Source organism: Arenibacter antarcticus, assembly GCF_041320605.1.
GTDB lineage: Bacteria > Bacteroidota > Bacteroidia > Flavobacteriales > Flavobacteriaceae > Arenibacter > Arenibacter antarcticus.
The window spans coordinates 592,573-616,854 of sequence record NZ_CP166679.1 but is presented as its reverse complement, the minus strand read 5'-3'; the positions used below and the strand labels follow the sequence as shown (position 1 = coordinate 616,854).

Below are 24,282 nucleotides of genomic sequence, written 5' to 3'. Positions count from 1 at the left end.
AAATGCGTGTTATAAGAACCAAATGAGCCATAATTATAATGAAAATAGGCAATAAGGGGTGTTGTTACAGTGTATATTGTCGAAAATTAAGAAGTGTAAAATGAAAAAAAAGATTGTAAAGATTGTAGGGGGGATTATTTTAGTAGTGGTTTTACTGCTTATTGCGACTCCGTTTTTCTTGAAGGGAAAAATTGCGGACATCATTAAAAATAAAGTCAATAACAGTATTAACGCCTCCTTCGATTTTGCCGATGCAGACCTCACCCTGTTTAGCAGTTTTCCGTACGCAAAAGTAACCTTAACAGATCTTACCATAATAAATAAAGCCCCATTCTTAGGAGATACCCTGTTTGCCGCCAAAGAGGTAGCTCTTAATATGTCTATAAAGGAATTGTTGAAAGATGCCTCTGAGCCTATAGCCCTAAAAAGCCTAAAGGTAGACGGTGGGCTACTCAATATAAAAGTAGATAAGGAAGAGAATGCTAATTACGATATTGCATTAGAGCAAGAGAGTGGGCAAGTAGCGGGTAACGAAGATGCTTCTCAAGCCGGATTTACCTTATCCTTGGAATCCTATGAAATTCTGGATGCTTTAATAAAATATGGGGATGCCTCTACGGGTATTTACCTTACTATAGAGGAGATGAACCACAAGGGGAAGGGAGACCTTTCCTTGGATACCTCAGAGCTGGATACGGAGACCAGTGCCTTAGTGTCTTTTGAGATGGATAGCACCAAGTACCTAAATCGAAATCCAGTGCAGCTAAAGGCGCTTATAGGGGTGGATCTTAATGAGAGTAAATATACTTTCCTGAAGAACGAAGCCTTGGTAAACCAACTGGCCTTGGTTTTCGATGGTTTTGTAAAGTTGAACGAAGACAATCAGGAGGTGGATATTAGATTTAAAACACCATCATCGGATTTTAAAAACTTTTTAGCAGTAATTCCCGAGACCTATTCCAAAAATATAGAAAATGTGACCACTACGGGTAATTTTACGGTTTCTGGTGAATTTAATGGAGTGGTTGATGATACACACATTCCCAAGTTTAAAATCGATATTAAATCGGATAACGCTTCTTTTAAATATCCCGATCTGCCAAAAGCGGTAAGAAACGTTTTTATTGATACGGAAATCACCAATACAACGGGAATAACCGAAGATACCTTTGTGGATATTAGAAGGTTGTCCTTTATGATCGATGAGGATAAATTTAATATGGTGGCCAAAATCCGTGATCTAATGGGTAATACCAAGGTAGATGCACAGGTAGATGGAAGAATGAACCTAGCAAATATATCCAAAGCGTATCCAGTACCTTCAGATTTGGATTTGAAGGGAATCTTAAATGCCGATATTTCTACTGCCTTTGATATGGCTTCAATAGAGCGTAAGAAATATGAAAACACCAAGACCAAGGGGACACTTCAATTAAAAGATTTTGAATATAAATCAGCTGAAATACCCAATCCTGTGTTGTTGAGTTCTACCGCAGTTACTTTTAATCCTACCACGGTTAACCTTACCGAACTTAAGGGGAAGACCGGGAATACGGATTTTGATGTTACCGGTACAATCGATAATCTCTTGGGCTTTATGTTCAATAATGAAAAGGTGGAAGGAAGGTTTAATTTAAAATCGAACACTTTTGATATTGGCGATTTTATGGTTGCTGAAACCGGGGAGGGTAAGCAGAACGATGAGAAATCGGCTTCAACTTCGTCAGTGCCTTCCGCAGAAAAAATTAAGATTCCATCCTTTTTGGACTGTACTATAAATGCAAATGCAAATACGGTAATCTATGATAACCTTCGGTTGAAAGAGGTGAAGGGAACATTAGGTATAAAAGATGAAAAAGCAACGCTTTCCAATATGACCTCCACCTTATTTGATGGGAAATTGGCGCTTAATGGAGAGGTGTCCACCAAGGGTGATACCCCAACTTTTGCAATGAATTTAGGAATGAACAGCTTTAAGATTGAGGAAACCTTTAAAGCGCTGGAATTATTTAGAACGTTAGCGCCCATTGCCAAGGTGCTTCACGGGACCTTAAATTCCGATGTTATTATTTCAGGGAATTTGAAGGACGATTTTACTCCGAACCTAAGTACTATTTCGGGAAATATATTGGCAGAGCTTTTGACTGAAAAAATTGATGCAAAAAATGCTCCCTTACTTTCGGCTTTAAATAGTAAACTGAACTTTTTGGACCTAGAAAAGCTAGATTTAAAGGGGTTAAAAACTATCTTGAACTTTGAGGATGGGATTGTAAAAGTAAAGCCGTTTACAATTAATTATAAGGATTTCGCTATTGATGTTGCTGGGAGCCATTCTTTTGATGAGACCCTTAATTATACTGCAACCATACAGGTGCCTGCCAAATATCTGGGTACTGAAATCAACCAACTTATGGCTAGGATAAGTGAGTCTTCTTTAGAAGCGCTTACTATTCCTGTTACCGCCAATATTGGAGGAGCATATACCAATCCAACAGTTACTACGGACCTTACCTCTGGGATTAAAAATATAACCGCCCAATTGGTGGAAATAGAAAAACAAAAATTGATCAATAAAGGAAAGGACAAGGCTAAGGACGTTATTGGCGATATTCTTGCCAAGAACCAAAAGACTACCGATTCTACCAAAAAGGAGAATGCGGACAAGGTGAAGGATGTCTTGGGAGGACTTTTGGGTGGTAGTGCCAACAAAACCGATTCTACTAAAAAAGATTCTGTTGGCTCCGTAAATAAAGAATCGCAAAAAGATGCTCAGAAAGAAGCTGCTAAAAAAATATTAGGCGGAATCTTTGGGAAGAAAAAGGAAGCAGAGGAACCTAAAAAAGATTCTATCAACTAATTTCTAGTCCAATTACATAACCCTCGTTACTGCGAATATTGAAGACCGTATTGTCTTCAAAAATAAGATACTGCCCCTTAATTCCCTTTAAGATTCCTTGGTAAACAGGGGTTTTATCCAAATTGAGACTTTTTACTTTTGTGGGATATTGAAGCACGGGAAACTCTAAATGGGTTTCCTTGTTGTTTTCAATAAAATAATCGGTGGCCTCCTTGGGAATATATTGTCTAAGCTTGTTCCTTTGTTCCACTAAGTCCTCATCCACTACATCGTTGGTAAGCATTTTTCTCCAATTGGTCTTATCCCCAATATGGTCTTTTAGGGCTACTTCCGTAATTCCTGCCAGATACCTATTGGGAACCTCTACAATTTCTATTGCTTCGTGCGCACCCTGATCTATCCATCTAGTGGGGACTTGAGTTTTTCGGGTAACGCCTACTTTTATAGTACTGGAATTGGCTAAATACACGATATGTGGTTGTAGTTGCACCTTTTTTTCGTACTCTAGATCGCGGTCTTCCTGATCCAGATGTGCAGTACTTAACTCGGGGCGCATAATCCAATCCCCCGCTGAAGGAATATCGAAAAAACAATTTTTACAAAATCCTTGTCTATAAATTGGGCGATCTTCCCCGCAATTTAGGCATTGGTGACCTATAAAGCGTATCTTCAGGTTCTTGTTGATTACCTGGTTGAGGTTTAAGAAATCGCCATCAAATAGTAGGTAATATTGAATGGGGTTCCCGATTTCAGTTTGCATTTTTCTTAAAACTCCTTGGTACTGCATATATTTTTTCTTGGTGTAAATTCTATTTGATTATGAGTTCAATTAAAACTAATTTTAGCTAAAATAAAAAACAACGACCCGATCTAAAAATCTGGATAAAGATACCTAAAAATGCCAATACCATTATTTAATTCAATTGCTTCCTGGTTATTAAAAAAGCGATATCACCAGATAGAACTTTTTTTAAAATACCCTGAGGAAGTCCAAGATGAGGTATTGCACCAGTTGCTGTCCTTCGCCGAGGATACAGAGATTGGTAAGAAGTACGACTTTGAATCCATACCCAATTATGAAACCTTTGTAGAACGGGTGCCAATAACGACCTATGAGGAGGTAGAACCCATGATTGAGCGAACTAGAAGGGGGGAACAGAATATTTTTTGGCCTACTACTATAAAATGGTTTGCCAAAAGTAGTGGTACTACCAACGCCAAAAGTAAATTTATTCCCGTTAGTTCGGAAGCTTTGGAGGATTGCCATTATAAATCGGGCAAGGATTTACTCTGTTTGTATTTGAACAATAATGAGAACTCTCAGCTCTTTACAGGTAAGAGCCTTAGGTTGGGAGGAAGTAAGGAACTGTATCAAGATAACGGCACCTTTTTTGGCGATTTATCCGCAATCTTAATAGATAATATGCCCTTTTGGGCAGAGTTGAGCAGTACCCCTAGCAATAAAGTGTCCCTTATGAGTGAATGGGAGTCCAAGTTGCAGGCAATTATAAAAGAGAGTATCCAAGAAAATGTCACCAGCTTGGCAGGAGTGCCTTCATGGATGTTAGTGCTGTTGAACAATGTTTTGGAAGAAACGGGTAAGGAACATTTGTTTCAGGTCTGGGAAAATCTGGAGGTGTATTTTCACGGAGGGGTTAGTTTTAATCCGTATATGGATCAGTACACTTCATTATTGCCCAAAAAGAGTTTTAATTACTATGAAATCTATAACGCTTCTGAAGGCTTTTTTGCCATTCAGGACAGAAATAATGCTGATGATCTTTTGTTAATGTTAGATTATGGAATATTCTACGAATTTATTCCAATGGATACTTATGATAGCCCAGAAGAGCAAACCCTTCCGCTGTGGAATGTTAAAATAAACACCAACTACGCTATAGTGATCACTACTAATGCGGGACTTTGGCGCTATAAGATTGGGGATACCGTACGCTTTACTTCCATAAATCCCTATAGGATTAAGGTTACTGGAAGAACAAAGCACCATATTAATGTGTTTGGGGAAGAGCTTATCATAGAAAATGCAGAGGAGGCTTTAAAGCAGGTCTGTAAGAAGACGGGGGCAGAGATTAAGGACTATACGGTAGCCCCAATTTTTATGGTCGGCAAAGATAAAGGAGCTCACGAATGGATTATAGAATTTAGAAAGGAACCGGAAAAGCTTAGTTTATTTACCGAATTTTTGGATAATTCGCTAAAAGCATTAAACTCCGATTACGAAGCAAAACGCTATAACAATATTACCTTAAGGATGCCCAACGTGCACACTGCTAGGGAGAACCTCTTCTATGATTGGCTTAAGTCTAAAGGGAAATTGGGCGGTCAACATAAGATTCCCAGACTGTCTAACAAAAGGGATTACATCGAAGAATTACTCCAGATGAACAAATAAATAAGGATTATAATCCAAAAATGTGGACCTTGTCCGTCATTATCACTCCCCTGTTTTATTCATTAATTTAACAATTTAAATAGCAGTGTTATGACGAAAAGATTAGTAATACTTTCGGACATGTGGGGTTCTAAAAAGGGCTTATGGATTACTTCCTATTTAGGGTATTTGCAACAATATTATGATATTACCTTCTATGATTCCCAGCAATTGGCTAACATTCATTTATCGGTAGATTCTGGGGAGAATATTGCGAAGGAGTTTGATTGTGGTGGAATAAATGTCGCAGCAACCCACTTGTTGAAAAGTGAAAAGGAACCCAGTAATTATTTAGCTTTTGGAGCCGGTGGAGCCATAGCTTGGAAGGCGGCATTAAATGGTTTGCCCATGAAATCCTTATATACCGTTTCCAGTACTAGGTTGCGATTAGAGTCCCAGCAGCTGCATAACGATATTAAATTGGTTTACGGGGAGCACGATAAATTTAAGCCTTCACAACTGTGGATAGAGCAAATGGGGGTAACAACCGAAATAATTAAGAATTTTGGTCATGATCTATACACCGATGAAAAAATTATAATTAAAGTCTGTCAAGACCTACTGGCTAAGGTGACGCAAAAGAAATATGTAGCGTAGGCAAATAAAGGTGATAGCTTAAAAGTGATGCCAGAATAATAATCAGCAAAAAAAAAGCAGTCTTAAGAGACTGCTTTTAATTTTTTGATCGTATCATAGGATAATTTTTCCTCTGCATAAGGCCTTGTAACCTTAAACGAGGTTTCATCCGTGCTTGGCATTTCGAACATGGCATCCGTAAATATGGCTTCACATAGGGAGCGGAGTCCCCTTGCACCTAATTTATATTCGATTGCTTTTTCTACGATATATTCTAACGCCTGTTCCGTTATTTCAAAGGAGATATCATCCATCTGGAACAATTTCTCATATTGTTTGATAATGGCGTTTTTAGGCTGGGTTAATATCGCCCTTAATGTTTCCTTGTCTAATGGATTCATATGGGTAAGTACAGGGAGCCTTCCTATTATCTCAGGAATTAAACCAAATTCCTTTAAATCCTTAGGTATTATGTATTGAAGAATATTCTCGTTGTCTACCTTCTCTTCCGCTTTGGAAGCGCTATAGCCAACAGCTTGCATATTCAATCTTTTTGTAATGTGGCGTTCAATACCATCAAATGCACCCCCAGCTATAAATAGGATATTTTCCGTATTGACCTCTATAAATTTCTGGTCTGGATGTTTTCTACCTCCTTTGGGCGGTACATTTACAACAGTGCCTTCCAAAAGTTTTAGAAGACCTTGCTGAACCCCTTCGCCAGAAACGTCCCTAGTAATGGATGGATTGTCGCTCTTACGGGCTATCTTATCTATTTCATCGATAAAAACAATTCCGCGTTGCGCTTTTTCCAAATTGTAATCCGCTGCTTGTAGTAATCTGGTTAAAATGCTTTCTACATCTTCCCCTACATAACCTGCTTCGGTAAGTACGGTGGCATCAACAATGGCCAAAGGAACATTGAGCATTTTGGCAATGGTTTTGGCCATTAAGGTTTTACCGGTCCCAGTTTGCCCTACCATTATAATATTACTCTTCTGGATTTCTATATCGTCCTCTTTGCTCTTGGGTTGCAATAGTCTTTTGTAATGATTGTATACTGCAACGGACATCACTTTTTTGGTTCTGTCCTGTCCAATAATATAAGTGTCCAAAAATTCCTTTATTTCCAAAGGTTTTTTTAGGGTCAATTCGGAAGAGAGGTCCTGATTTTTTGTCTGCTTGGATTCTTCTGCAACTATACCGTGTGCCTGTTCTATACAACGGTCACATATATGTGCGTCCAAACCTGCGATCAATAAATTGGTCTCCGGTTTTTTTCTTCCACAAAAGGAGCATTCTAAATTTTCTTTTGCCATATCATTTTATCACTTTCAATAATAAAAACGAAATAGTTCGTTTTTTATGTTCCGCCTGTTTTGGCAAAACTGTAACTTCATAGCGTTTAGTCGTTGTTATTCGCTACCCCTTACCAAGATTTCGTCAATCATGCCATAGTTCTTGGCTTCATCGGCTTTCATCCAATAATCTCTATCACTGTCATCGCTAACTTTTTCAAGGGGCTGACCAGAATGTTTTGAGATTATTTGGTAAAGTTCATCTTTTAATTTTATAATTTCCCTTGCCGTAATTTCAATATCACTGGCCTGACCTTGGGCTCCTCCCATGGGCTGATGGATCATTACTCTGGAGTGGGTAAGTCCACTGCGTTTGCCTTTTTCACCTGCACATAACAGTACGGCGCCCATAGAGGCGGCCATTCCAGTACAGATTGTGGCTACGTCTGGCTTTATGAACTGCATAGTGTCATAAATACCCAATCCTGCATATACGCTGCCACCAGGGGAATTAATATATATTTGAATGTCCTTGGACGCATCGGTACTTTCTAAAAATAGCAATTGCGCCTGAACAATATTTGCTACTTGGTCGTTAATGCCGGTTCCCAAAAAAATAATCCTGTCCATCATCAATCTAGAGAAAACATCCATTGCAACTGCATTTAGCTGTCTCTCTTCTATAATGTTTGGGGTTAGGTTGGTGGGGTACATGCTGCTTAGAATGGTATCATAGTACATGCTATTGATCCCTTGGTGCTTAATAGCGTAGTTTTTAAATTCTTTCCCGTAATCCATATTTTTAATCGAGGTTTTATAAGATAAAAAAAGTGTCGAAAATAAGTTCTCCGACACTGTAAATATACTTATTTTTCGTGAAACTTGGCTTTAACACCTGTTAAGGAAGGGCCAAATCTTGGTGGTTATCTGGCCTTTCCCAACTAGAGCATTAGTATTGTTAAGTATCGGGTTAATTACCCGTAAACTTCCTTTACAAAGTCTTCATAAGTAACTTCCTTGGTCTTTAAATTGGCCTTTTCCTTGTATAAGGACAATAATTTCTGACTCATCAGTTGTTCGCTCAATCTTTTTACTTCGTCTTGATTAGAAAGTACCCTTGCGGCTATACTGTCTAACTCTTCTTCTTTTGGGTCTAATTGACCAAATTGGGCCATCTGTTGCTTTATAAATCCTTTGGCAAACTCCTTAAGCTCGTCAAATTGAATCTGGATCTCATTATCTTGGATGATCTTTCCTTCGATCAACTGATAACGTAATCCTTTTTCGGATTTCTCAAATTCTTCAGACGCCTCATCTTCGGACAAAGGTTTATCGCCAGTGGTCCTAATCCATTTGGTCAAGAATTCAGTAGGAAGGTCGAACTTGATGTTCTCAATAAAAAATTCCGTAACATCATTTAACAACTTTTGATCGGATTGTTGTTCAAATTGCTTTTCAGAATCTTCCTTGATTCTCGCTTTCAATTCTTTTTCAGAGGTAATTGTATCCTTTCCGAATAATTTATCGAAAAGATCCTGATCGATATTGGCCGGTTCCTTTTCGTTAATTTCCTCTATGGTAAAGTTTACTTCAATAGCCAATTCCTTGGCTCTGTCTGCCTCTATGTCCAAAGCGCTTCCCAACAACTGGTCTTCTTCAAACAAATCCTTGGTGTTAAGGGTAACTACATCCCCAACTTTTTTGCCTAATAGGCTGTCCAAGGCTTTTTTATTTTTTATTTTCCCGATCTCTATAACGGTCTTGCTATCTATCTCCTCAGCTTCGTTGGTGAAAACCCCATTAACTTCGTCTTTCTTACCAACTTCAGTTTTGCTGATCAATTTGCCATATTGCTTCTGAATGCGCTCTATTTGCTCGTTGATCATCTTATCGTCTGCAACGATCTTGTAATGTGTTAATGCCTTTTCGGTTTTTAAGTCAACCTCAAAGCTAGGAGCAAGTCCCAATTCAAATTCAAAAGCAAATTCTTCCGAATCCCAATTGAAATTGTCTTGTTGTTTTGGTAAAGGATTTCCTAGTACGTCTAGTTTTTCTTCTGTAAGATATTTGTTTAAATTGTCTTGCAAAAGCTTGTTTACCTCATCTACCAAAACAGCTTTTCCATATTGCTTCTTGATCAATCCCATAGGCACTTGGCCTTTTCTGAAACCGGGAATATTTGCTTGCTTTCTGTAGTCTTTTAATATTGTTTCTACCTTGTCGAAATAATCCTCCTTGGATACCGCAACTTTTACTACTGCATTTAGTTCGTCAATCTGCTCTTTAGTGATATTCATTTGTTATCTGTATTTTGCTAAAATAAAATGGGATGCAAAAGTACTATATTTTATAATCTTCAACAAGTTTTTAAACTACTGAATGTCAAAAAGGTATCTTAAAGTTTTTTGTCATCCTTTAGAATTGAAAATAATATAGATTGCAAAAAGGATAGTAGTAGGCTGAAAAGTAATGCCCACCATATATTGTCTACCTGAAAACCATCAATTAAATTATCTGCCAAAAGTATGATAATGGCATTGATTACTAGGAGGAAAAGTCCAAGAGTTAAAATGGTTACCGGTAAGGTGAGGATGATCAGGATAGGTTTTACTATAAAATTTAATAAGCTCAAAACTATTGCTACTATTATGGCGGTGGTGTAGCTGTCTACGCCAACTCCAGGCAAAATGTTTGCTAAAATAACTACGGCAACCGCACTAAGGAGTATTCTCAATAATAAATTCATAGGATGTGATTTATGGTTAGATTAGATGGATTTGTAAAATATTTTCGTCTTATAAAATTAATCAATTATATATAATGCTGGTAGATTCGGTTCCTGTTAGACAAAACTTAGAAACTTCTCAATAGTCTATTCCTTAATGAAGGGGATGGATTTTGCCAGAAATTGTTTCGGATTCTCAGCATGCAGCCAATGGCCGGCATTGGAGATGGTGACTAAAGTTGCCCTAGAAAAGTGATTTTTAATTTCCGTGAGATCCGCATCGGTGATATACTCGGATTTATCGCCCCTAAGAAAAAGAGTAGGACCAGAATAAGAATCGGTTGTTCCAATATTTTCTCCAACCTCATCCATTCGCTCACTAAGTACCTCCAAATTAAATCGGAAACCTAGGACTCCTTTCTCTACCCAATATAAATTCTTTAGTAAAAATTGTCGCACGCCCGTTTGTTTTAGGTATTTGGCCAATTGTTCATCTGCCTCCTGTCTAGAACTTATATCGTGGATTTGGATGGCATTTAATCCGTTGATGATGTCCTGGTGGTGTGGTGGATAAAATTTTGGAGCAATATCTGCAACCAGCAATTTTTTTACCATTTCCGGGTGTTTACACGCAAATAACATTGCGGTCTTGCCGCCCATACTATGACCTAGAATTATGGCATTAGGTAGCTTATGATATACCATATAATGGTTTAGGTCCGCTGCCATTACGTCATAATTAAATTGTTCAGAATGGAAGCTTTTTCCGTGGTTCCGCTGATCAATCAAATGGACTTCAAAACCTTCCTCGGCATATTTTGTGCCAATGGATTTCCAGTTGTCTAGCATTCCTAAAAATCCGTGCAGGATCAAGATCGGGTCTCCCTGGCCAATAATGTTGGAATGTAAAATTTGCATTATTTTAATTTATTTATATACATGTTAATTACGTTCTCCAAACCTAAGTAAAGAGATTCTGAAATTAGGGCGTGCCCTATGGAAACTTCTAAAAGATTTGGTACACTTTCCTTGAAAAATTGAATATTGTCCAAGCTTAGATCGTGCCCTGCATTGATTCCCATGCCTAATTCGTGTGCGGCTTTTGCAGCTTCCACGAAAGGAGTTATCCCCGTTTTGTTGCCATTTGCATATGCAATGGCATAACTTTCGGTGTACAACTCTATGCGGTTTGCCCCTGTTAATGCGGCTCCTTGGATCATCTTAAGGTCTGGGTCTACAAAAATGGAAGTCCTTATTCCGTTGCTCTTAAAGGTTTGGATAATCTCTTTAAGAAAATCCATGTGTGTTATAGTGTCCCATCCTGCATTGGAGGTAATAGCGTCTACACCATCTGGCACCAAAGTAACCTGGGTAGGCTTTAGTTCCAAGACCAGCTCCATAAATTTGGGAATTGGATTGCCTTCTATGTTAAATTCTGTGGTGACCACCTTTTTTAGGTCCCTGGCATCCTGGTAGGTGATGTGCCTTTCGTCCGGTCTTGGATGTATGGTTATCCCTTGTGCTCCAAACTCTTCAATGTCTTGGGCTACTTTTATTAGGTTAGGGACGTTTCCTCCCCTCGAATTTCTTAAAGTCGCAATTTTATTTACGTTAACGCTAAGCTTTGTCATAACAAACATCTATGTTTAAGTGGCAAAAATACAAATTAGGCATACCTTTTGATATTTTTATAGTGAAAGAATTTATCCAGCACGAACCTAATTGGTGCATTTTTGGGAATAGGTTATTAAAGTGTACTGCTGGGATGGTTAAGATAGGAGCGCTCCCTTATTTATATTGGGCATTAAGTTTATTCTTTGCGGAATAATACTTGTCTCTAATTTCGTGCTAAGAATATTTTATTAGTAATTTGCGTTATAATACAAACATAGTCATGCATATTCAAGACAGCATATTAACAACATTACCTGTTTTTAAAGTAACGGACTCTTTAAAGAAAGTGATCCAGTTCTTTGAGCAGGCTACCTATTCGCATGTGGCGGTGGTAGATAATGAGGTGTATTTGGGAGTGTTGGAAAAAAATGACCTAGACACTTTTGAGGAGGATAAACAAATTGAGGACTATAGGTATCAGTTAGCTACTTTTTTTGCGAGACCTGAAGCTTCTTGGTTAGATGTGTTGGAGGCTTTTTCGAAGAATGACGCCAATATTTTGCCTGTGGTGGAGGATAGTGGTAAAGTGGTAGGGTATTATGACCTGATAGATGTAGTGAACCTTTTTATTGAAACGCCATTTTTTACAGAACCAGGCGGTATTTTGGTCCTCGCCAAGGGGATTAAGGATTATTCTTTTAGCGAAATCGCACAGATAGTAGAAAGCAATAATCTAAAACTTATTGGTGCTTTTATTACGGATAGTAGGAATGATGTTATTCAGATAACCATTAAAATTGGGGCTACCCATTTAAATGAGGTGATCCAATCCTTTAGACGTTATAATTACACCATTCTATATGGCAACGATGATGATCAGTTTTTAGAGGATTTAAAACAAAGGTCCGATTATTTGGACAAATACCTTAACGTGTAATAATTATGAAGGTAGCCATTTACGGACTAGCTTATCAAGAATCTGCATTGGAGTACGTACTGGAGCTTATAGAAGAGCTTCAAAATGAAAATGCGGAAATTTACTTTGAAGAATTATTTTTTAACTCTCTTTCTTTACGGCACAAGTTGGGCGATTACCCCACTTTCACCGATTTGGTCGGGCTAGATCGAAGCTTTGATATGTTTGTAAGCTTTGGTGGGGATGGTACCATATTGAGGGCAACTACCTATGTTAGGGATTTGGATATTCCAATAGTTGGAGTAAATACTGGTCGCCTTGGGTTCTTGTCCACCTTTAAAAAAGAGGATGTTCGGAAGGTGGTTCGGGAGTTCGTTGCAGGCGCATATACTATTGAGGAAAGGAGTTTGGTTGAAGTGGCTGAGTCTTCTGATATTCCAGAATTTAAAACTTTAAATTTCGCCTTAAATGAAATTACGGTAAGCAGAAAGGATACTACCTCTATGATTACGGTAGAGACTCATCTGAACGATGAATACCTAACGTCGTATTGGGCAGATGGATTAATAGTGTCTACGCCAACAGGTTCTACGGGTTATTCTCTAAGCTGCGGTGGCCCTGTAATGGCGCCTACGGTAAAATCGTTGATTTTGACTCCTATTGCTCCACATAACCTTAATGCAAGGCCATTGGTTATTTCTGATGACACCTTAATCCGACTCAAAGTGTCGGGAAGGGCAAAAAGCCATTTGGTGTCTTTAGACTCTCGGATTGCTACTGTGCCCAACGGTAAGGAAATTTTGGTACGGAAAGCTCCTTTTAATATTAAAATGATAGAATATACTTCCGAGAGCTTTCTGAAAACCTTGAGGAATAAATTGTTGTGGGGTGAAGACAAACGCAATTGATTCTTATCTTTCCAAACAATAAATAAGTACAAAATCTGTTTATCAGGAGAGAACTAAAATATAATTATTTGCTGTCTAAGGGATGGGATTGGTTATATTTGCAAACATTTATAATAAATGCGGTTATTCCTTGTAGTGCTTCTTATGTTTATTTTTGCCGAAACAAGTGGGCAGACCTATGAGGTGGGTCTATTTGCTGGTGGAGCCAATAATATTGGTGATGTGGGAAGATCTAATTTTATTCTGCCTTCGGGACCAGCTTTCGGTGGAATCTTTAAATGGAACAAGAGTAAGCGGTACGCATGGAGAGGAAGTGTTGTTTATGGCGAATTTACGGCTGATGATGCAAAATCTGATATTTCATCCAGACAACAGCGTAACTATAAGATGGACAATAATGTTTTGGAGGTGTCCGCAGGCCTGGAGTTTAATTTTGTAGAGTACAACCTGCATCAGCTAGGACCGGCATTTACACCTTATCTATATACTGGTATTACGTATTTTAGATACGGGTATCATTATTTTAATGCCGGGCAATTACAGGATATAGAACAGAAAGATGGGGCCTTTGCCATCCCCATGACCGTAGGTGCTAAACTCAGGTTGAGTCAGTTTTTTATTTTAGGGGCAGAAATAGGGGCTAGGTATACCTTTACAGATAATTTGGATGCTAGTAACCCCTCTGGGTCCAATTATAAGAACTTTAGATTTGGAAATATTTTCAGTGATGATTGGTATGTTTTTTCCGGTATAACTCTTACGTATACCTTTGGAAGAAAACCTTGTCAGGATTGCTTCGACTAACATATATATGACTACCACAACAGAAGAGAACAAAAAAGCGCTGCCAAAACATATTGCCATTATTATGGATGGTAATGGTAGGTGGGCAAAGCAGCAAGGTAAATTGAGGATTTTTGGCCATGAAAATGGAGTGAAGACCGTGAGGAGGACCGTGGAAGACTGTGCGAAATTGGGCGTTGAATTCCTCACCCTATATACCTTTTCTACCGAAAACTGGAACAGGCCCAAACTGGAAGTGGATATGCTGATGCGTCTATTGGTTTCCTCTCTTAAAAAGGAGCTGGCAACGCTTAAGAAGAACAATATTAGATTAAATACTATTGGGAATATAGCCACTTTGCCAAAAAGGGCTCATAAGGAATTATTGGATGTGATGTCCAAAACCAGCGAAAATACAGGAATGACCTTGACCTTGGCGCTGAGCTATGGTGCACGGGAAGAGCTGAAGAATGCCATTCAGCAGATAGCTATCAAAGTTAAAAATAATATAATTTCTCCTGAAATTATTGATGAAACCATTATAAATAACCATCTTTACACGCATAATTTGCCAGATGTAGACCTCTTGATACGCACTAGTGGCGAGCATAGGATCAGTAATTTTCTACTTTGGCAGATTGCATACGCAGAATTATATTTTATTGATGTATTTTGGCCAGATTTTACGGAGCATCATTTATTGGAAGCCATTAAAAATTACCAGAACAGAGAACGACGATTTGGAAAAACAAGCGAACAACTTATCTAGAGGCATGAAAAGAATCATAGCCCTAAACCTTTTTACTGCATTAACCTTCTTTTTTTTTACTTCCATAAACCACGCTCAGGATCCTTCCTATGAGGACGGGAAGCAATATATTCTTGGCGGTTTGGAAGTCACTGGACTCCAAAGTTATAATGAGCAGACTGTAAAGACCTATACTGGACTAAGGGTAGGACAACCAATAACTGTGCCTGGCGATGAGATCAGTGCGGTAATTAGTAAGCTGTGGGGCTTGGAGTTATTTACGGACATAACCTTTTATATCACCAATATTGAGGGTGAAAATGTGTTTTTGGAACTAAATATCATAGAGCGCCCAACACTTACAGACGTTACTGTATACGGAGTTAAAAAGAGGAAGATTGCCGAAATCCTAAAGGATGCTGATCTTAAAAAAGGCAAGAAAATTACCGAAAGTTTAATTGCCAATACCAAAAATTACCTTCAGAATAAGTACAAAAAGAAAGGCTACCTCAATGCCAATGTTAATATTGCCACTGCAAAGGATACGGTAGATACCAATACCCAGAGTATGGTGATCAATATTAAAAAGGGCGAAAAGGTAAAGGTTAACGATATTGTTTTTGAAGGCAACGAAAAATTGTCAGATAAGAAACTTAGCAAGGCCTTAAAAAACACCAAAAAGAAGAAATTTTATCGTTTCTGGAAAAAATCCAAATACATAGAAGAAGACTACAAGGAAGACTTGGTTACTTTGGTAGATAAATATGCTGAAAAAGGATATAGAGATGCTAGGGTAATTTCTGATACTTTTGTTAGGGTTGGTGATAATCTTATCGATCTAAAAATAAAAGTGGAGGAAGGTAACAAATACTATTTTGGAGAAATAGATTTTGTAGGGAATACCGTGTATAGCGATCGCCAATTGGCCAGAGTATTAGGGCTGAAAAAGGGAGATACCTATAATGGGGTGTTGTTGAGAAAGCGTATAGCGGACGCCTCTGACCCAGATGCTACCGATTTAACCAATGCCTATCAGAACAACGGTTATTTATTTTCTAGTATCAATCCAGTAGAAATGTCTGCTGAAAATGATACCATCAATTTTGAGATTAGGATCATAGAGGGGAAAGAGACCTTCTTGAATCATATAACTGTTGCCGGAAACGATAAGACCAACGATCACGTAATTTTCAGGGAATTGCGAACTAGGCCTGGGCAGCGCTATAATAAATCAGATATTATAAGGAGTATTAGGGAATTGGGTCAGTTGGGCTTTTTTGATGCCGAGCAAATTACACCGGACATCCAGAATCCAAATCCAAATGAAGGAACGGTAGACATCGCTTATAACTTAGTGGAGTCGGGCTCTAGCCAGATCGAATTGCAAGGTGGCTACGGAGGCGGTGGTTTTATTGGTACCTTGGGACTTTCCTTTAGCAATTTCTCAATAAAAAACTTATTTAATGGCGAGGCTTATAAGCCGGTGCCTATGGGTGATGGTCAGACATTTGCCCTGCGTTTACAAGCCAGTAGAACCTATAGGGTGTACAGCCTTAACTTTTCTGAACCTTGGTTGGGAGGCAAGAAGCCCGTGCGTTTTAATATGTCGCTTTCTAGGACCCAGCAATTTTATTACAATCCCTACGTAAGTAGAAAGCCAGATAAAAACAGAACCTTTTCCATTACGGGTATAACCGTTGGTCTGGCAAAAAGGGTGCAATGGCCAGATGATTTCTTTACCATTTCACATTCTATAGGATATCAGTTATACGATTTTAAAAATTATAATTTAGGACTATTTAACTTTGGTAACGGACAATCTAACTCTATAGCTTATAGCTTGGGGATTTCTAGAAATGCGACCGGTGGAGGACGAATTTTCCCTAGATCTGGTTCAAATTTTGAAATAACTGCAAAATTTACGCCGCCATTCTCCTTGTTCAATAACAAAGACTATAAGCAGTTAAATTCCGATTTAAAGATAGCTGTTAAGGAAAAGAACAATGCAGAGGTAGAGCGAATAGACCAAGAGCGATTTAAGTGGTTAGAATTTTATAAGGTAAACTTTAAAGGAGACTGGTATACTACTCTAGTAGGTAAATTAGTACTTAGGACCAATGCCGAATTTGGGTTTTTGGGCAGCTATAACGAAAGAGTGGGCAAAGTGCCTTTTGAGCGTTACTATATTGGAGGAGACGGAATGGGAACCTATACTTTGGATGGTAGGGATGTGATTTCTTTGAGAGGTTATGAAAACCAATCATTAACTCCATATAGTGTAGATCCAATTTCTGGTCAACAAATACAAGACGGTGGAATCGTGTACAATAAATACTCCTTGGAGTTAAGATATCCACTTACCCTAAAACCATCAGCGTCTATTTATGGCCTGGCGTTTTTAGAGGCCGGTAACGCATTCAATACTTTTCAGGACTTTGATCCGTTTGAAATAAAAAGATCGGCCGGGGTGGGTCTGCGAATTTTTATGCCAGCATTTGGACTTTTGGGAATCGATTTTGGTTATGGATTTGATCAAGATTACAATCCAAACTCCGCTGGACCTAGTGGATGGCAAACGCACTTTATTATAGGACAACAGTTCTAATCAATAAAATTAATGTAGCAGTTTTATGCGTTTTAGGGCTCGTTTTAGGATAATTCATTATTTTGGCACGATATTTTCTATAGTATAAAACGAAGATATTATGAATAGTAACGGAAAATTACTTTTAGTCCTTTTGATGGTCATAACCACCGCTAGTCTCACTGCCCAAAGAGGCGTAAGAATAGGGTATGTGGATATGGAGTATATCCTAGAAAATGTAGAGGAATATAGGGAGGCTAACGAGCAATTGGCCAATAAAGTTCATAAGTGGAAACTTGAACTGGAAAAGGAAAAGGCCGTAATAGATCAAATGAAACAAGATCTTATGGCGGAGAAAGTGCTGCTGACGTCCGAATTGATTTCAGAGCGGGAAGAGGAAATACAGATCTTGGAAAAGGAGATGTTGGAATATCAACAAAATAGATTTGGACCTTCTGGCGATTTGGTCTTGCAAAAAAGAAGATTAATACAGCCCATACAAGATCAGGTCTTTAATGAAGTACAGAAAATTGGTGCCAATAAAAAATATGATTTTATTTTTGATAAATCGGCAGATGTTGTAATGTTGTATTCAGAAAAAAGGTACGATATTAGCGACTTGGTATTAAGAGGGATCTCTAGAACTAGGAAAATTAGCGCCCCAAACAGGAAGGACTCTAGAAATAGTTTTGAAGATTTTGAGGACGAAGAGGCTGAAGAGGAGATTAGCGATGCGCTATTGCAACGGCAAGAACTAGCTAAGCAAGCGGAGGAAGCAAGAAATAAAACCGCTGAGGAAAAACGGGAAGAGCAACTAAGGATTAGAGAAGAACGGAAGAAAGCTTACGAGGCAAGAAGAAAACAATTGTTGGACGAAAGAGAGGCTAAAAGGAAACAGGAAGCCGAAGAGAGAAGCGGGAGAAAGGATATCGACGATATAAAAGACAAATAATAGAATAAGGAATCATTACAAACATTTATATAACTAAATTTTTAAAATTAACACTCAAACATTGATGAAAAACATGAAACAAATAAAGAAATTTGCGGTAGCCTTAGTTTTGTTCGTAGCAGCTACTGGTTTTGTAAACGCACAGGCAAAGATTGCTCACATAGATGTACAGAAATTACTTTCTGAAATGCCAGAGATGAAAGCCGCCGATGCGGAACTTAAAAAGTTACAGGAAACCTATAGGGCCGATATCGAGAGTTCTATGACAGAATTGAGAAATAAGTACACTCAGTACTCTAATGAATCCGCTTCTAAATCTGAAGAGGAAAATCAGAAGAGAGCTGCTGAATTGCAAGGATTTGAAAAAAATATTGGAGAGGCTCAACAGACTGCGCAACAAGAATTGCAAAAGAAGCAAGGAGAGCTTTTAGGACCTATTACTGAAAAGGCCAAAAAAGCTATTGAGGCAGTAGCCGCTGCTCAAGGAATAGATTACGTAATGGACGCTACCCAAGGGGGTGGACTTATCGTAGCCAAGGGAAAAGATATTTTACCAGAGGTTAAGAAACAATTGGGTTTCTAAACTAACGGAATTAGAAGAGTAGTAAATAAGAGCCATGCAATTGCATGGCTTTTTTTATTGTTTAGGTTTTTCATTATCGGTAGTATAGCTGATTTGGTTAAATATGGGGCTGTTCAAGAAGCATTTTCCGTTTGGGTGCCTATATCCTATGCCTAGGGTACCCAAATAACCGATTCATATTATTCGTGATAGAAAAGTATTAATAATGTAACTTTAAGCTCTTAAATTTTGTTCAATGAATAAAGGTCCAATAGGTATTTTTGATTCTGGTATTGGTGGCACCTCTATATGGAGGGAAATCCATAAACTGCTTCCGAATGAATCTACCATCTATTTGGCAGATAGTAAAAATGCCCCTTATGGTGAGAAATCACAAGAACAGATCTTAGCGTTGAGTATTAAAAATGTTGACTATCTTATCGGTAAAGGGTGTAAGTTAATTGTGATTGCTTGCAATACTGCCACTACCAATGCCATAGAAGAACTCAGGGCAAAGTACGATCTGCCGATTATTGGAATAGAACCGGCAATAAAAACTGCTGCCCTAAATTCCAAGACCAAAAAAGTGGGGGTCTTGGCAACTAAAGGTACCTTGTCTAGCCGTCTTTTTCATAGTACTTCCGAGAGCCATGCTAACGGGATACGGATTCTGGAACAGAAAGGTACCGGTCTGGTAGAGTTGATAGAGAATGGAGAGCTTACTTCTCTAAAAACAAAGACGCTATTGGAACGCTATTTGGCGCCAATGCTTCAAGAAGGCATAGACCAATTGGTTTTGGGATGTACACACTACCCGTATTTAATCCCTTTGCTTACTAATATTTTACCAAACCATGTCAAAATTATAGATTCCGGAGAGGGGGTGGCTCGTCAAACAAAAAAAGTTTTGGAGAATTATAATTTATGCACACCTCTAACTTCCAAAGCAAAATTTCAATTTTATAGCAATAAGGATGTTGAGGTGTTGGAAAGTTTTGTCAAACCGACGGGTGTGGCCTATGAAATTCGTTTTTTGGATTTTTAAATCGATGTGTTTACTGTGTCCCTTTTAGAATTTATATCCTATCTCCCCGATGCTCAACATAGTTGATTTTCAATAAAGGATATAAATATCCTAAATATGACAGAAGTCATTTTCTGTTCTTCTTGCTACCATTAGGTTTGTATTGGACATTGACTCCCCAAAATGGATATTAAACAAAAAATTCAATTGCTTAAGGCAAAAAAGAATGCGGTTATCTTAGCGCATTACTATCAGCGGCCAGAGATTCAGGAGGTAGCAGATTATGTGGGAGATAGCCTTGGATTATCGCAAAAGGCGGCTGCGGTAGCGGCCGATATCATAGTTTTTGCTGGGGTTCATTTTATGGCAGAAACGGCCAAAATACTTAATCCGACCAAAAAAGTATTATTGCCCGATTTAAACGCTGGATGTTCCTTGGCAGATTCCTGTCCCCCAGATGCTTTTAAACGCTTTAGGAAGCTATACCCAGACCATGTGGTGGTAACCTATATTAATTGTTCCGCAGAAATCAAGGCCATGAGCGATTTGGTCTGTACTTCCTCTAATGCGCTTAAGATTATTTCTTCGATCCCAGAGCATAAACCAATACTATTCGCACCCGATAAGAATTTGGGGAAGTATATTATTAAGAAAACGGGGAGGGATATGTTATTGTGGGACGGAAGTTGTATTGTTCATGAAGCTTTTTCCATAGATAAGCTTTTAAAAGTTTCCCGTCAAAATCCAGATGCCATCATAATTGCGCATCCAGAATCGGAGGAGCATATCCTTCAAGTTGCTCAATATGTCGGATCTACCGCAGGGATGATCGCCTTTGTAAAACAACGTCCATACAATAAATTTATCGTGGCCACAGAGGTTGGTATTTTGCATGAAATGCAGAAGGAAGTACCCAAGGCAACATTGATTCCCGCTCCCATAGAAGAAGATAATACCTGTGCCTGTAGCGAATGTGCATTTATGAAAGTCAATACCATTCAGAAACTTTACGATTGTCTTTTGTTTGAAACGCCTGAAATAACCGTCACTGAAAGAATTAGGAAGAAGGCACTTATCCCCATAGAGAGAATGTTGGAAATTTCTAAGTAGAAACCTATGCGCACTACAGATTATTTAGTGATTGGTTCTGGTGTTGCCGGACTTACATTTGCCATTAAAATGGCTGAAAAACATCCTGATAGGTCTATTTATATCGTTACCAAACAATCGGAGGACGATTCCAATACTACCCATGCCCAAGGTGGTGTAGCTATCGTAATGGATCAGGAAAAAGATTCCTTTAAAAAGCACCTAATGGATACCCTGATCGCAGGTGATGGATGTTGTAATGCCTCTGTAGTGGAGATGGTAGTTAATGAAGGCCCAGAAAGACTGATGGATCTAATGGCTTGGGGCGCAAATTTTGATAGGGACAGCAAGGGTAGGCTAGATCTCGCCAGGGAAGGGGGACATTCAGAAAACCGAATTGTACATAACAGAGATACTACAGGTAGAGAGATAGAAACCATACTGTTGAACAAGGTGCGTCAATTGGCCAATATATCAATCTTAAACTACCATTTTGCCATTGATCTTATCACCCAGCATCACTTAAAAAACACTATAGAAGAAGCACCGGCCTGTTACGGAGCCTATGTCATGGATCAAAAAACGGAAAGGATCTATCCTATAAAAGCAAGGGCTACCATATTGGCTACTGGCGGGATAGGAAGGCTTTATGGGCATACTACCAATCCAATGGTTGCAACGGGAGACGGTATTGGTATGGCGTATAGAGCAAAAGCAAGAATAAAGGAGATGGAGTTTGTTCAGTTTCACCCCACCGCATTATATGAGAAGGTCCAAGGTCGTTTATTTTTAATTTCTGAGGCAGTTAGAGGGTTTGGCGCCTATTTAAGGGATGGTGAAGGGGAGCGGTTTATGCTAAAGTTTGATAAACGGGCGGAACTCGCTTCCAGGGACATTGTATCCCGAGCTATTGATACCGTATTGAAAAAAAACAAAACGTCTTTTGTTTACTTGGATTGCACGCATTTGGACATGTCCGATTTTAAGGTTCATTTTCCGAACATTTTTAACGAATGCCTAAAGCGAAATATAAATGTAGAAAAAGATTGGATTCCCGTAGTTCCAGCTGCCCACTATCTATGTGGAGGTATTGTCGTGGACAAAAATGGGGCTACAAACCTCAAGAATCTTTTTGCATTGGGAGAATGTTCCCGGACAGGATTGCATGGGGCTAATAGGTTGGCATCCAATTCGCTGTTGGAAGCGCTGGTTTATGCACATAAATGCGATACCTATCTTTCCGAAAATGAACCTCAGTTCATGGAAATGGATCAACCCCATTGGATCGAAGTCAATACCCATACCGATAAAAACTTGGGATCCATAATTTTGGATATAACGGAAAGATTACAAGAATTAATGAGGCGGTATGTAGGTATTGTTAGGTGTAATGAGGGCCTTTTAAAGGCTAAAGGGCAATTGGATGAAATTCACAAAGAGGTGGAGGCTCTTTATCATGGATCCAAATTGAATACCCAATTGTGTGAGCTACGCAATATGGTAAATGTGGCACATCTAATTATTGAACAATCCTTAGAGAGAAAAGAAAATAAAGGCGGCTATTTTAACCTGGATTATTTTTTGCATCACCTAGAAGTAACAGCGCATTAATAACGAAATAAAATTATAAAATAATGCAAAACCAATTGATTGAGAAAAACATGGATCAGGCGATGAGTTATAAAGCCTATATTTTCTTGGTAAACAATTTAGTTGCCGAAGAAAAGAGCACAGGTGACGAACAAACCGAACAGCGGATAGAATTCACCAAATTAAATAGCGCTAGAATGCGCAGACTAGATAAGACCATAACTATTCTTGAAGAGGATATGGCCGTATTTAAAGAAATAGGGGAGAAACAAACCTGGTTGGTTCTTTTGGAAAGTTGGTGTGCCGATGGCGCTCAGACCATTCCGATCTTAAATAAGATTTGCTCTGGTATTGACAATTTGGATCTTAAAATAGTATTACGCGATGATAATCCAACACTGATGGACCTATTTCTGACCAATGGGACGCGTTCTATTCCAAAACTTATGGTCCTGGATCGTGATTATGAGGTGGTAACCAGCTGGGGACCTAGATCTACAGTAGCCACAAAGATGGTGGTAGATTATAAGAATGAGAACGGTGCAATAGATACGGCCTTTAAACTATCGCTCCAGAAATGGTACAATAAAGATAAAGGAAGGTCCATTATTAAAGATTTGAAGGAGTTGGTCGCCAAAATGAAGGTCAATTCATAATACCGATAAGACCCTCCGCTATTTTTAAGGGAAACTGGCCTACGTCTTTTTTACGTAGGTTAGATAGGTAAAATCATAATCATGTCGTTCGTCTTTTGGGTGGAATTCCTTTTGGGTAAGTATCCATTCCTTGTCGTTAAAGTTCGGGAAAAAAGTGTCCGCTTCAAAAGATTCATGGACCCTGGTAAGCTCTATTTGATTGGCGTATTCCATTCCAAGATGGTAGATTTCTCCACCGCCAATAATAAAGGAAAGCGATTCGTCTTTTACCAGTTCTAGGGCTTCTTCAAGAGAATGTACCACTATACAATCAGTGAAGGGAATGTGGTAGTTCGGATCTCTAGTAATAACAATATGCACCCGGTTGGGTAGGGGTTTAGGGAAACTTTCAAAAGTTTTTCTTCCCATAATTATTTTATGACCGGAGGTGCGTTTTTTAAAATACTTAAAATCGTCGGGCAAATGCCATAAAAGGTCATTGTCTTTTCCTAGAGCATTGTTTTCAGCTGCTGCAGCTATCATGGATATCGTGTGCACTATTCTATTTTTTTATTGATGCGGGACAATGGGAAGTCCGTTTCTATTTCTTTCTGAATTTCGGCAATTTTTTGTTTCTGTTTTAAGACCAATCTTTCCCTTTGAACCCTTTCCCATTCTGGACCCATGAATTTTGAGGTAAAATAGACGTTAAAGGCATGTATTACAAATAAAAAGGCCCAAAGTACAATTGCCCAGATAAACCAGTCATACGTTTTACCGTAACCTAGAATTTTATTGATCAAGATAAAAAATACACCTCCCACCAAAAAAAACACAAAGTGATTAAATAAACGCTTCTTTTGCTTTATTCTGGCCTGAGCATATTCCAACAGTTGGTGCTGCTCTAAATCTATTTTAAAATCCTTTTTATTTTTGCTGAACATGCTAATAGTTATCTTTAGGGCAAAG

At 38.6% G+C, this 24,282-nt stretch carries 23 protein-coding genes; 14 read left to right on the top strand and 9 right to left on the bottom strand.

The annotated features are described in order from the left end of the window. The first annotated feature begins 100 nt into the window (after positions 1-100). Entirely contained in the window at positions 101-2,857 is a 2,757-nt protein-coding gene (locus KCTC52924_RS02625) for an AsmA-like C-terminal region-containing protein (protein WP_251809098.1), read from the top strand. On the opposite strand, the gene KCTC52924_RS02620 is transcribed toward KCTC52924_RS02625, so the two are convergent. Further along, on the bottom strand, positions 2,850-3,644 hold the full coding sequence (locus KCTC52924_RS02620; protein WP_251809097.1) for a DUF2797 domain-containing protein: 795 nt from the start codon (positions 3,642-3,644) through the stop codon (positions 2,850-2,852). The two genes, KCTC52924_RS02625 and KCTC52924_RS02620, sit on opposite strands and share 8 nt — an antisense overlap. Positions 3,645-3,755: 111 nt before the next feature. On the opposite strand from KCTC52924_RS02620, the gene KCTC52924_RS02615 reads away from it, so the two are divergent. Beyond that, on the top strand, positions 3,756-5,270 hold the full coding sequence (locus KCTC52924_RS02615; protein WP_251809096.1) for a GH3 auxin-responsive promoter family protein: 1,515 nt from the start codon (positions 3,756-3,758) through the stop codon (positions 5,268-5,270). A gap of 90 nt (positions 5,271-5,360) precedes the next feature. Continuing rightward, positions 5,361-5,906: a hypothetical protein gene (locus KCTC52924_RS02610; RefSeq protein ID WP_251809095.1), complete on the top strand. Its 546-nt coding sequence runs from the start codon at positions 5,361-5,363 to the stop codon at positions 5,904-5,906. A gap of 62 nt (positions 5,907-5,968) precedes the next feature. Here KCTC52924_RS02610 and clpX read toward each other — a convergent pair whose 3' ends face one another. The 6 genes from clpX to KCTC52924_RS02580 all read right to left on the bottom strand — a co-directional run bounded on the left by clpX (position 5,969) and on the right by KCTC52924_RS02580 (position 11,539). Continuing rightward, positions 5,969-7,204, bottom strand: coding sequence for an ATP-dependent Clp protease ATP-binding subunit ClpX (gene clpX, locus KCTC52924_RS02605; RefSeq protein ID WP_251809094.1), 1,236 nt, complete (start codon positions 7,202-7,204; stop codon positions 5,969-5,971). Positions 7,205-7,300: 96 nt separating this feature from the next. Then, positions 7,301-7,981 (bottom strand): ATP-dependent Clp endopeptidase proteolytic subunit ClpP, encoded by a 681-nt coding sequence (clpP, locus tag KCTC52924_RS02600; protein WP_251809093.1) that lies wholly within the window; start codon positions 7,979-7,981, stop codon positions 7,301-7,303. A gap of 176 nt (positions 7,982-8,157) precedes the next feature. Next, positions 8,158-9,480, bottom strand: a complete 1,323-nt coding sequence (gene tig, locus KCTC52924_RS02595; RefSeq protein ID WP_251809092.1) for a trigger factor — start codon at positions 9,478-9,480, stop codon at positions 8,158-8,160. A 98-nt stretch (positions 9,481-9,578) separates the two neighbouring features. Continuing rightward, positions 9,579-9,929 carry a phage holin family protein gene (locus KCTC52924_RS02590; protein WP_251809091.1) on the bottom strand — a complete coding sequence of 117 codons (351 nt, stop codon included), beginning with the start codon at positions 9,927-9,929 and terminating at the stop codon, positions 9,579-9,581. Between the two features lie 126 nt (positions 9,930-10,055). Beyond that, complete coding sequence (locus tag KCTC52924_RS02585) at positions 10,056-10,826, bottom strand: alpha/beta fold hydrolase (protein ID WP_251809090.1); 771 nt, start codon at positions 10,824-10,826, stop codon at positions 10,056-10,058. Continuing rightward, entirely contained in the window at positions 10,826-11,539 is a 714-nt protein-coding gene (locus KCTC52924_RS02580; protein WP_251809089.1) for a pyridoxine 5'-phosphate synthase, read from the bottom strand. Before KCTC52924_RS02580 ends, KCTC52924_RS02585 begins: the two co-directional genes overlap by 1 nt. A 263-nt stretch (positions 11,540-11,802) precedes the next feature. Here KCTC52924_RS02580 and KCTC52924_RS02575 point away from each other — a divergent pair, with 263 nt between their 5' ends. The 11 genes from KCTC52924_RS02575 (at position 11,803) to KCTC52924_RS02525 (ending at position 23,334) form a co-directional block, all read left to right on the top strand. Then, positions 11,803-12,459, top strand: a complete 657-nt coding sequence (locus KCTC52924_RS02575) for a CBS domain-containing protein (protein WP_251809088.1) — start codon at positions 11,803-11,805, stop codon at positions 12,457-12,459. Between the two features lie 5 nt (positions 12,460-12,464). After that, entirely contained in the window at positions 12,465-13,346 is an 882-nt protein-coding gene (locus KCTC52924_RS02570) for an NAD kinase (RefSeq protein WP_251809087.1), read from the top strand. Between the two features lie 117 nt (positions 13,347-13,463). Next, the gene (locus KCTC52924_RS02565; RefSeq protein ID WP_251809086.1) at positions 13,464-14,150 is read left to right on the top strand and encodes a DUF6089 family protein; all 687 of its coding nucleotides are present in this window, start codon (positions 13,464-13,466) and stop codon (positions 14,148-14,150) included. 7 nt (positions 14,151-14,157) lie between these two features. After that, a complete protein-coding gene (locus KCTC52924_RS02560; RefSeq protein ID WP_251809085.1) occupies positions 14,158-14,898 on the top strand; it encodes an isoprenyl transferase in 741 nt (246 codons plus the stop codon). A 4-nt stretch (positions 14,899-14,902) separates the two neighbouring features. Beyond that, the gene (locus KCTC52924_RS02555; RefSeq protein WP_251809084.1) at positions 14,903-17,482 is read left to right on the top strand and encodes an outer membrane protein assembly factor; all 2,580 of its coding nucleotides are present in this window, start codon (positions 14,903-14,905) and stop codon (positions 17,480-17,482) included. Between the two features lie 100 nt (positions 17,483-17,582). Beyond that, positions 17,583-18,413 (top strand): OmpH family outer membrane protein, encoded by an 831-nt coding sequence (locus KCTC52924_RS02550; protein ID WP_251809083.1) that lies wholly within the window; start codon positions 17,583-17,585, stop codon positions 18,411-18,413. Positions 18,414-18,486: 73 nt separating this feature from the next. Further along, positions 18,487-18,996, top strand: a complete 510-nt coding sequence (locus KCTC52924_RS02545; RefSeq protein ID WP_251809082.1) for an OmpH family outer membrane protein — start codon at positions 18,487-18,489, stop codon at positions 18,994-18,996. A 235-nt stretch (positions 18,997-19,231) separates the two neighbouring features. Continuing rightward, on the top strand, positions 19,232-20,020 hold the full coding sequence (gene murI, locus KCTC52924_RS02540; RefSeq protein ID WP_251809081.1) for a glutamate racemase: 789 nt from the start codon (positions 19,232-19,234) through the stop codon (positions 20,018-20,020). A gap of 162 nt (positions 20,021-20,182) precedes the next feature. Then, positions 20,183-21,109 (top strand): quinolinate synthase NadA, encoded by a 927-nt coding sequence (nadA, locus tag KCTC52924_RS02535; RefSeq protein WP_251809080.1) that lies wholly within the window; start codon positions 20,183-20,185, stop codon positions 21,107-21,109. Positions 21,110-21,115: 6 nt separating this feature from the next. Continuing rightward, positions 21,116-22,699, top strand: coding sequence for an L-aspartate oxidase (gene nadB, locus KCTC52924_RS02530; protein WP_251809079.1), 1,584 nt, complete (start codon positions 21,116-21,118; stop codon positions 22,697-22,699). 23 nt (positions 22,700-22,722) lie between these two features. Next, on the top strand, positions 22,723-23,334 hold the full coding sequence (locus KCTC52924_RS02525; RefSeq protein ID WP_251809078.1) for a thioredoxin family protein: 612 nt from the start codon (positions 22,723-22,725) through the stop codon (positions 23,332-23,334). A gap of 39 nt (positions 23,335-23,373) precedes the next feature. Here KCTC52924_RS02525 and KCTC52924_RS02520 read toward each other — a convergent pair whose 3' ends face one another. Continuing rightward, positions 23,374-23,856: a dihydrofolate reductase gene (locus KCTC52924_RS02520; RefSeq protein WP_251809119.1), complete on the bottom strand. Its 483-nt coding sequence runs from the start codon at positions 23,854-23,856 to the stop codon at positions 23,374-23,376. A gap of 14 nt (positions 23,857-23,870) precedes the next feature. After that, a complete protein-coding gene (locus KCTC52924_RS02515) occupies positions 23,871-24,257 on the bottom strand; it encodes a 2TM domain-containing protein (protein ID WP_251809077.1) in 387 nt (128 codons plus the stop codon). Positions 24,258-24,282 lie beyond the last annotated feature (25 nt).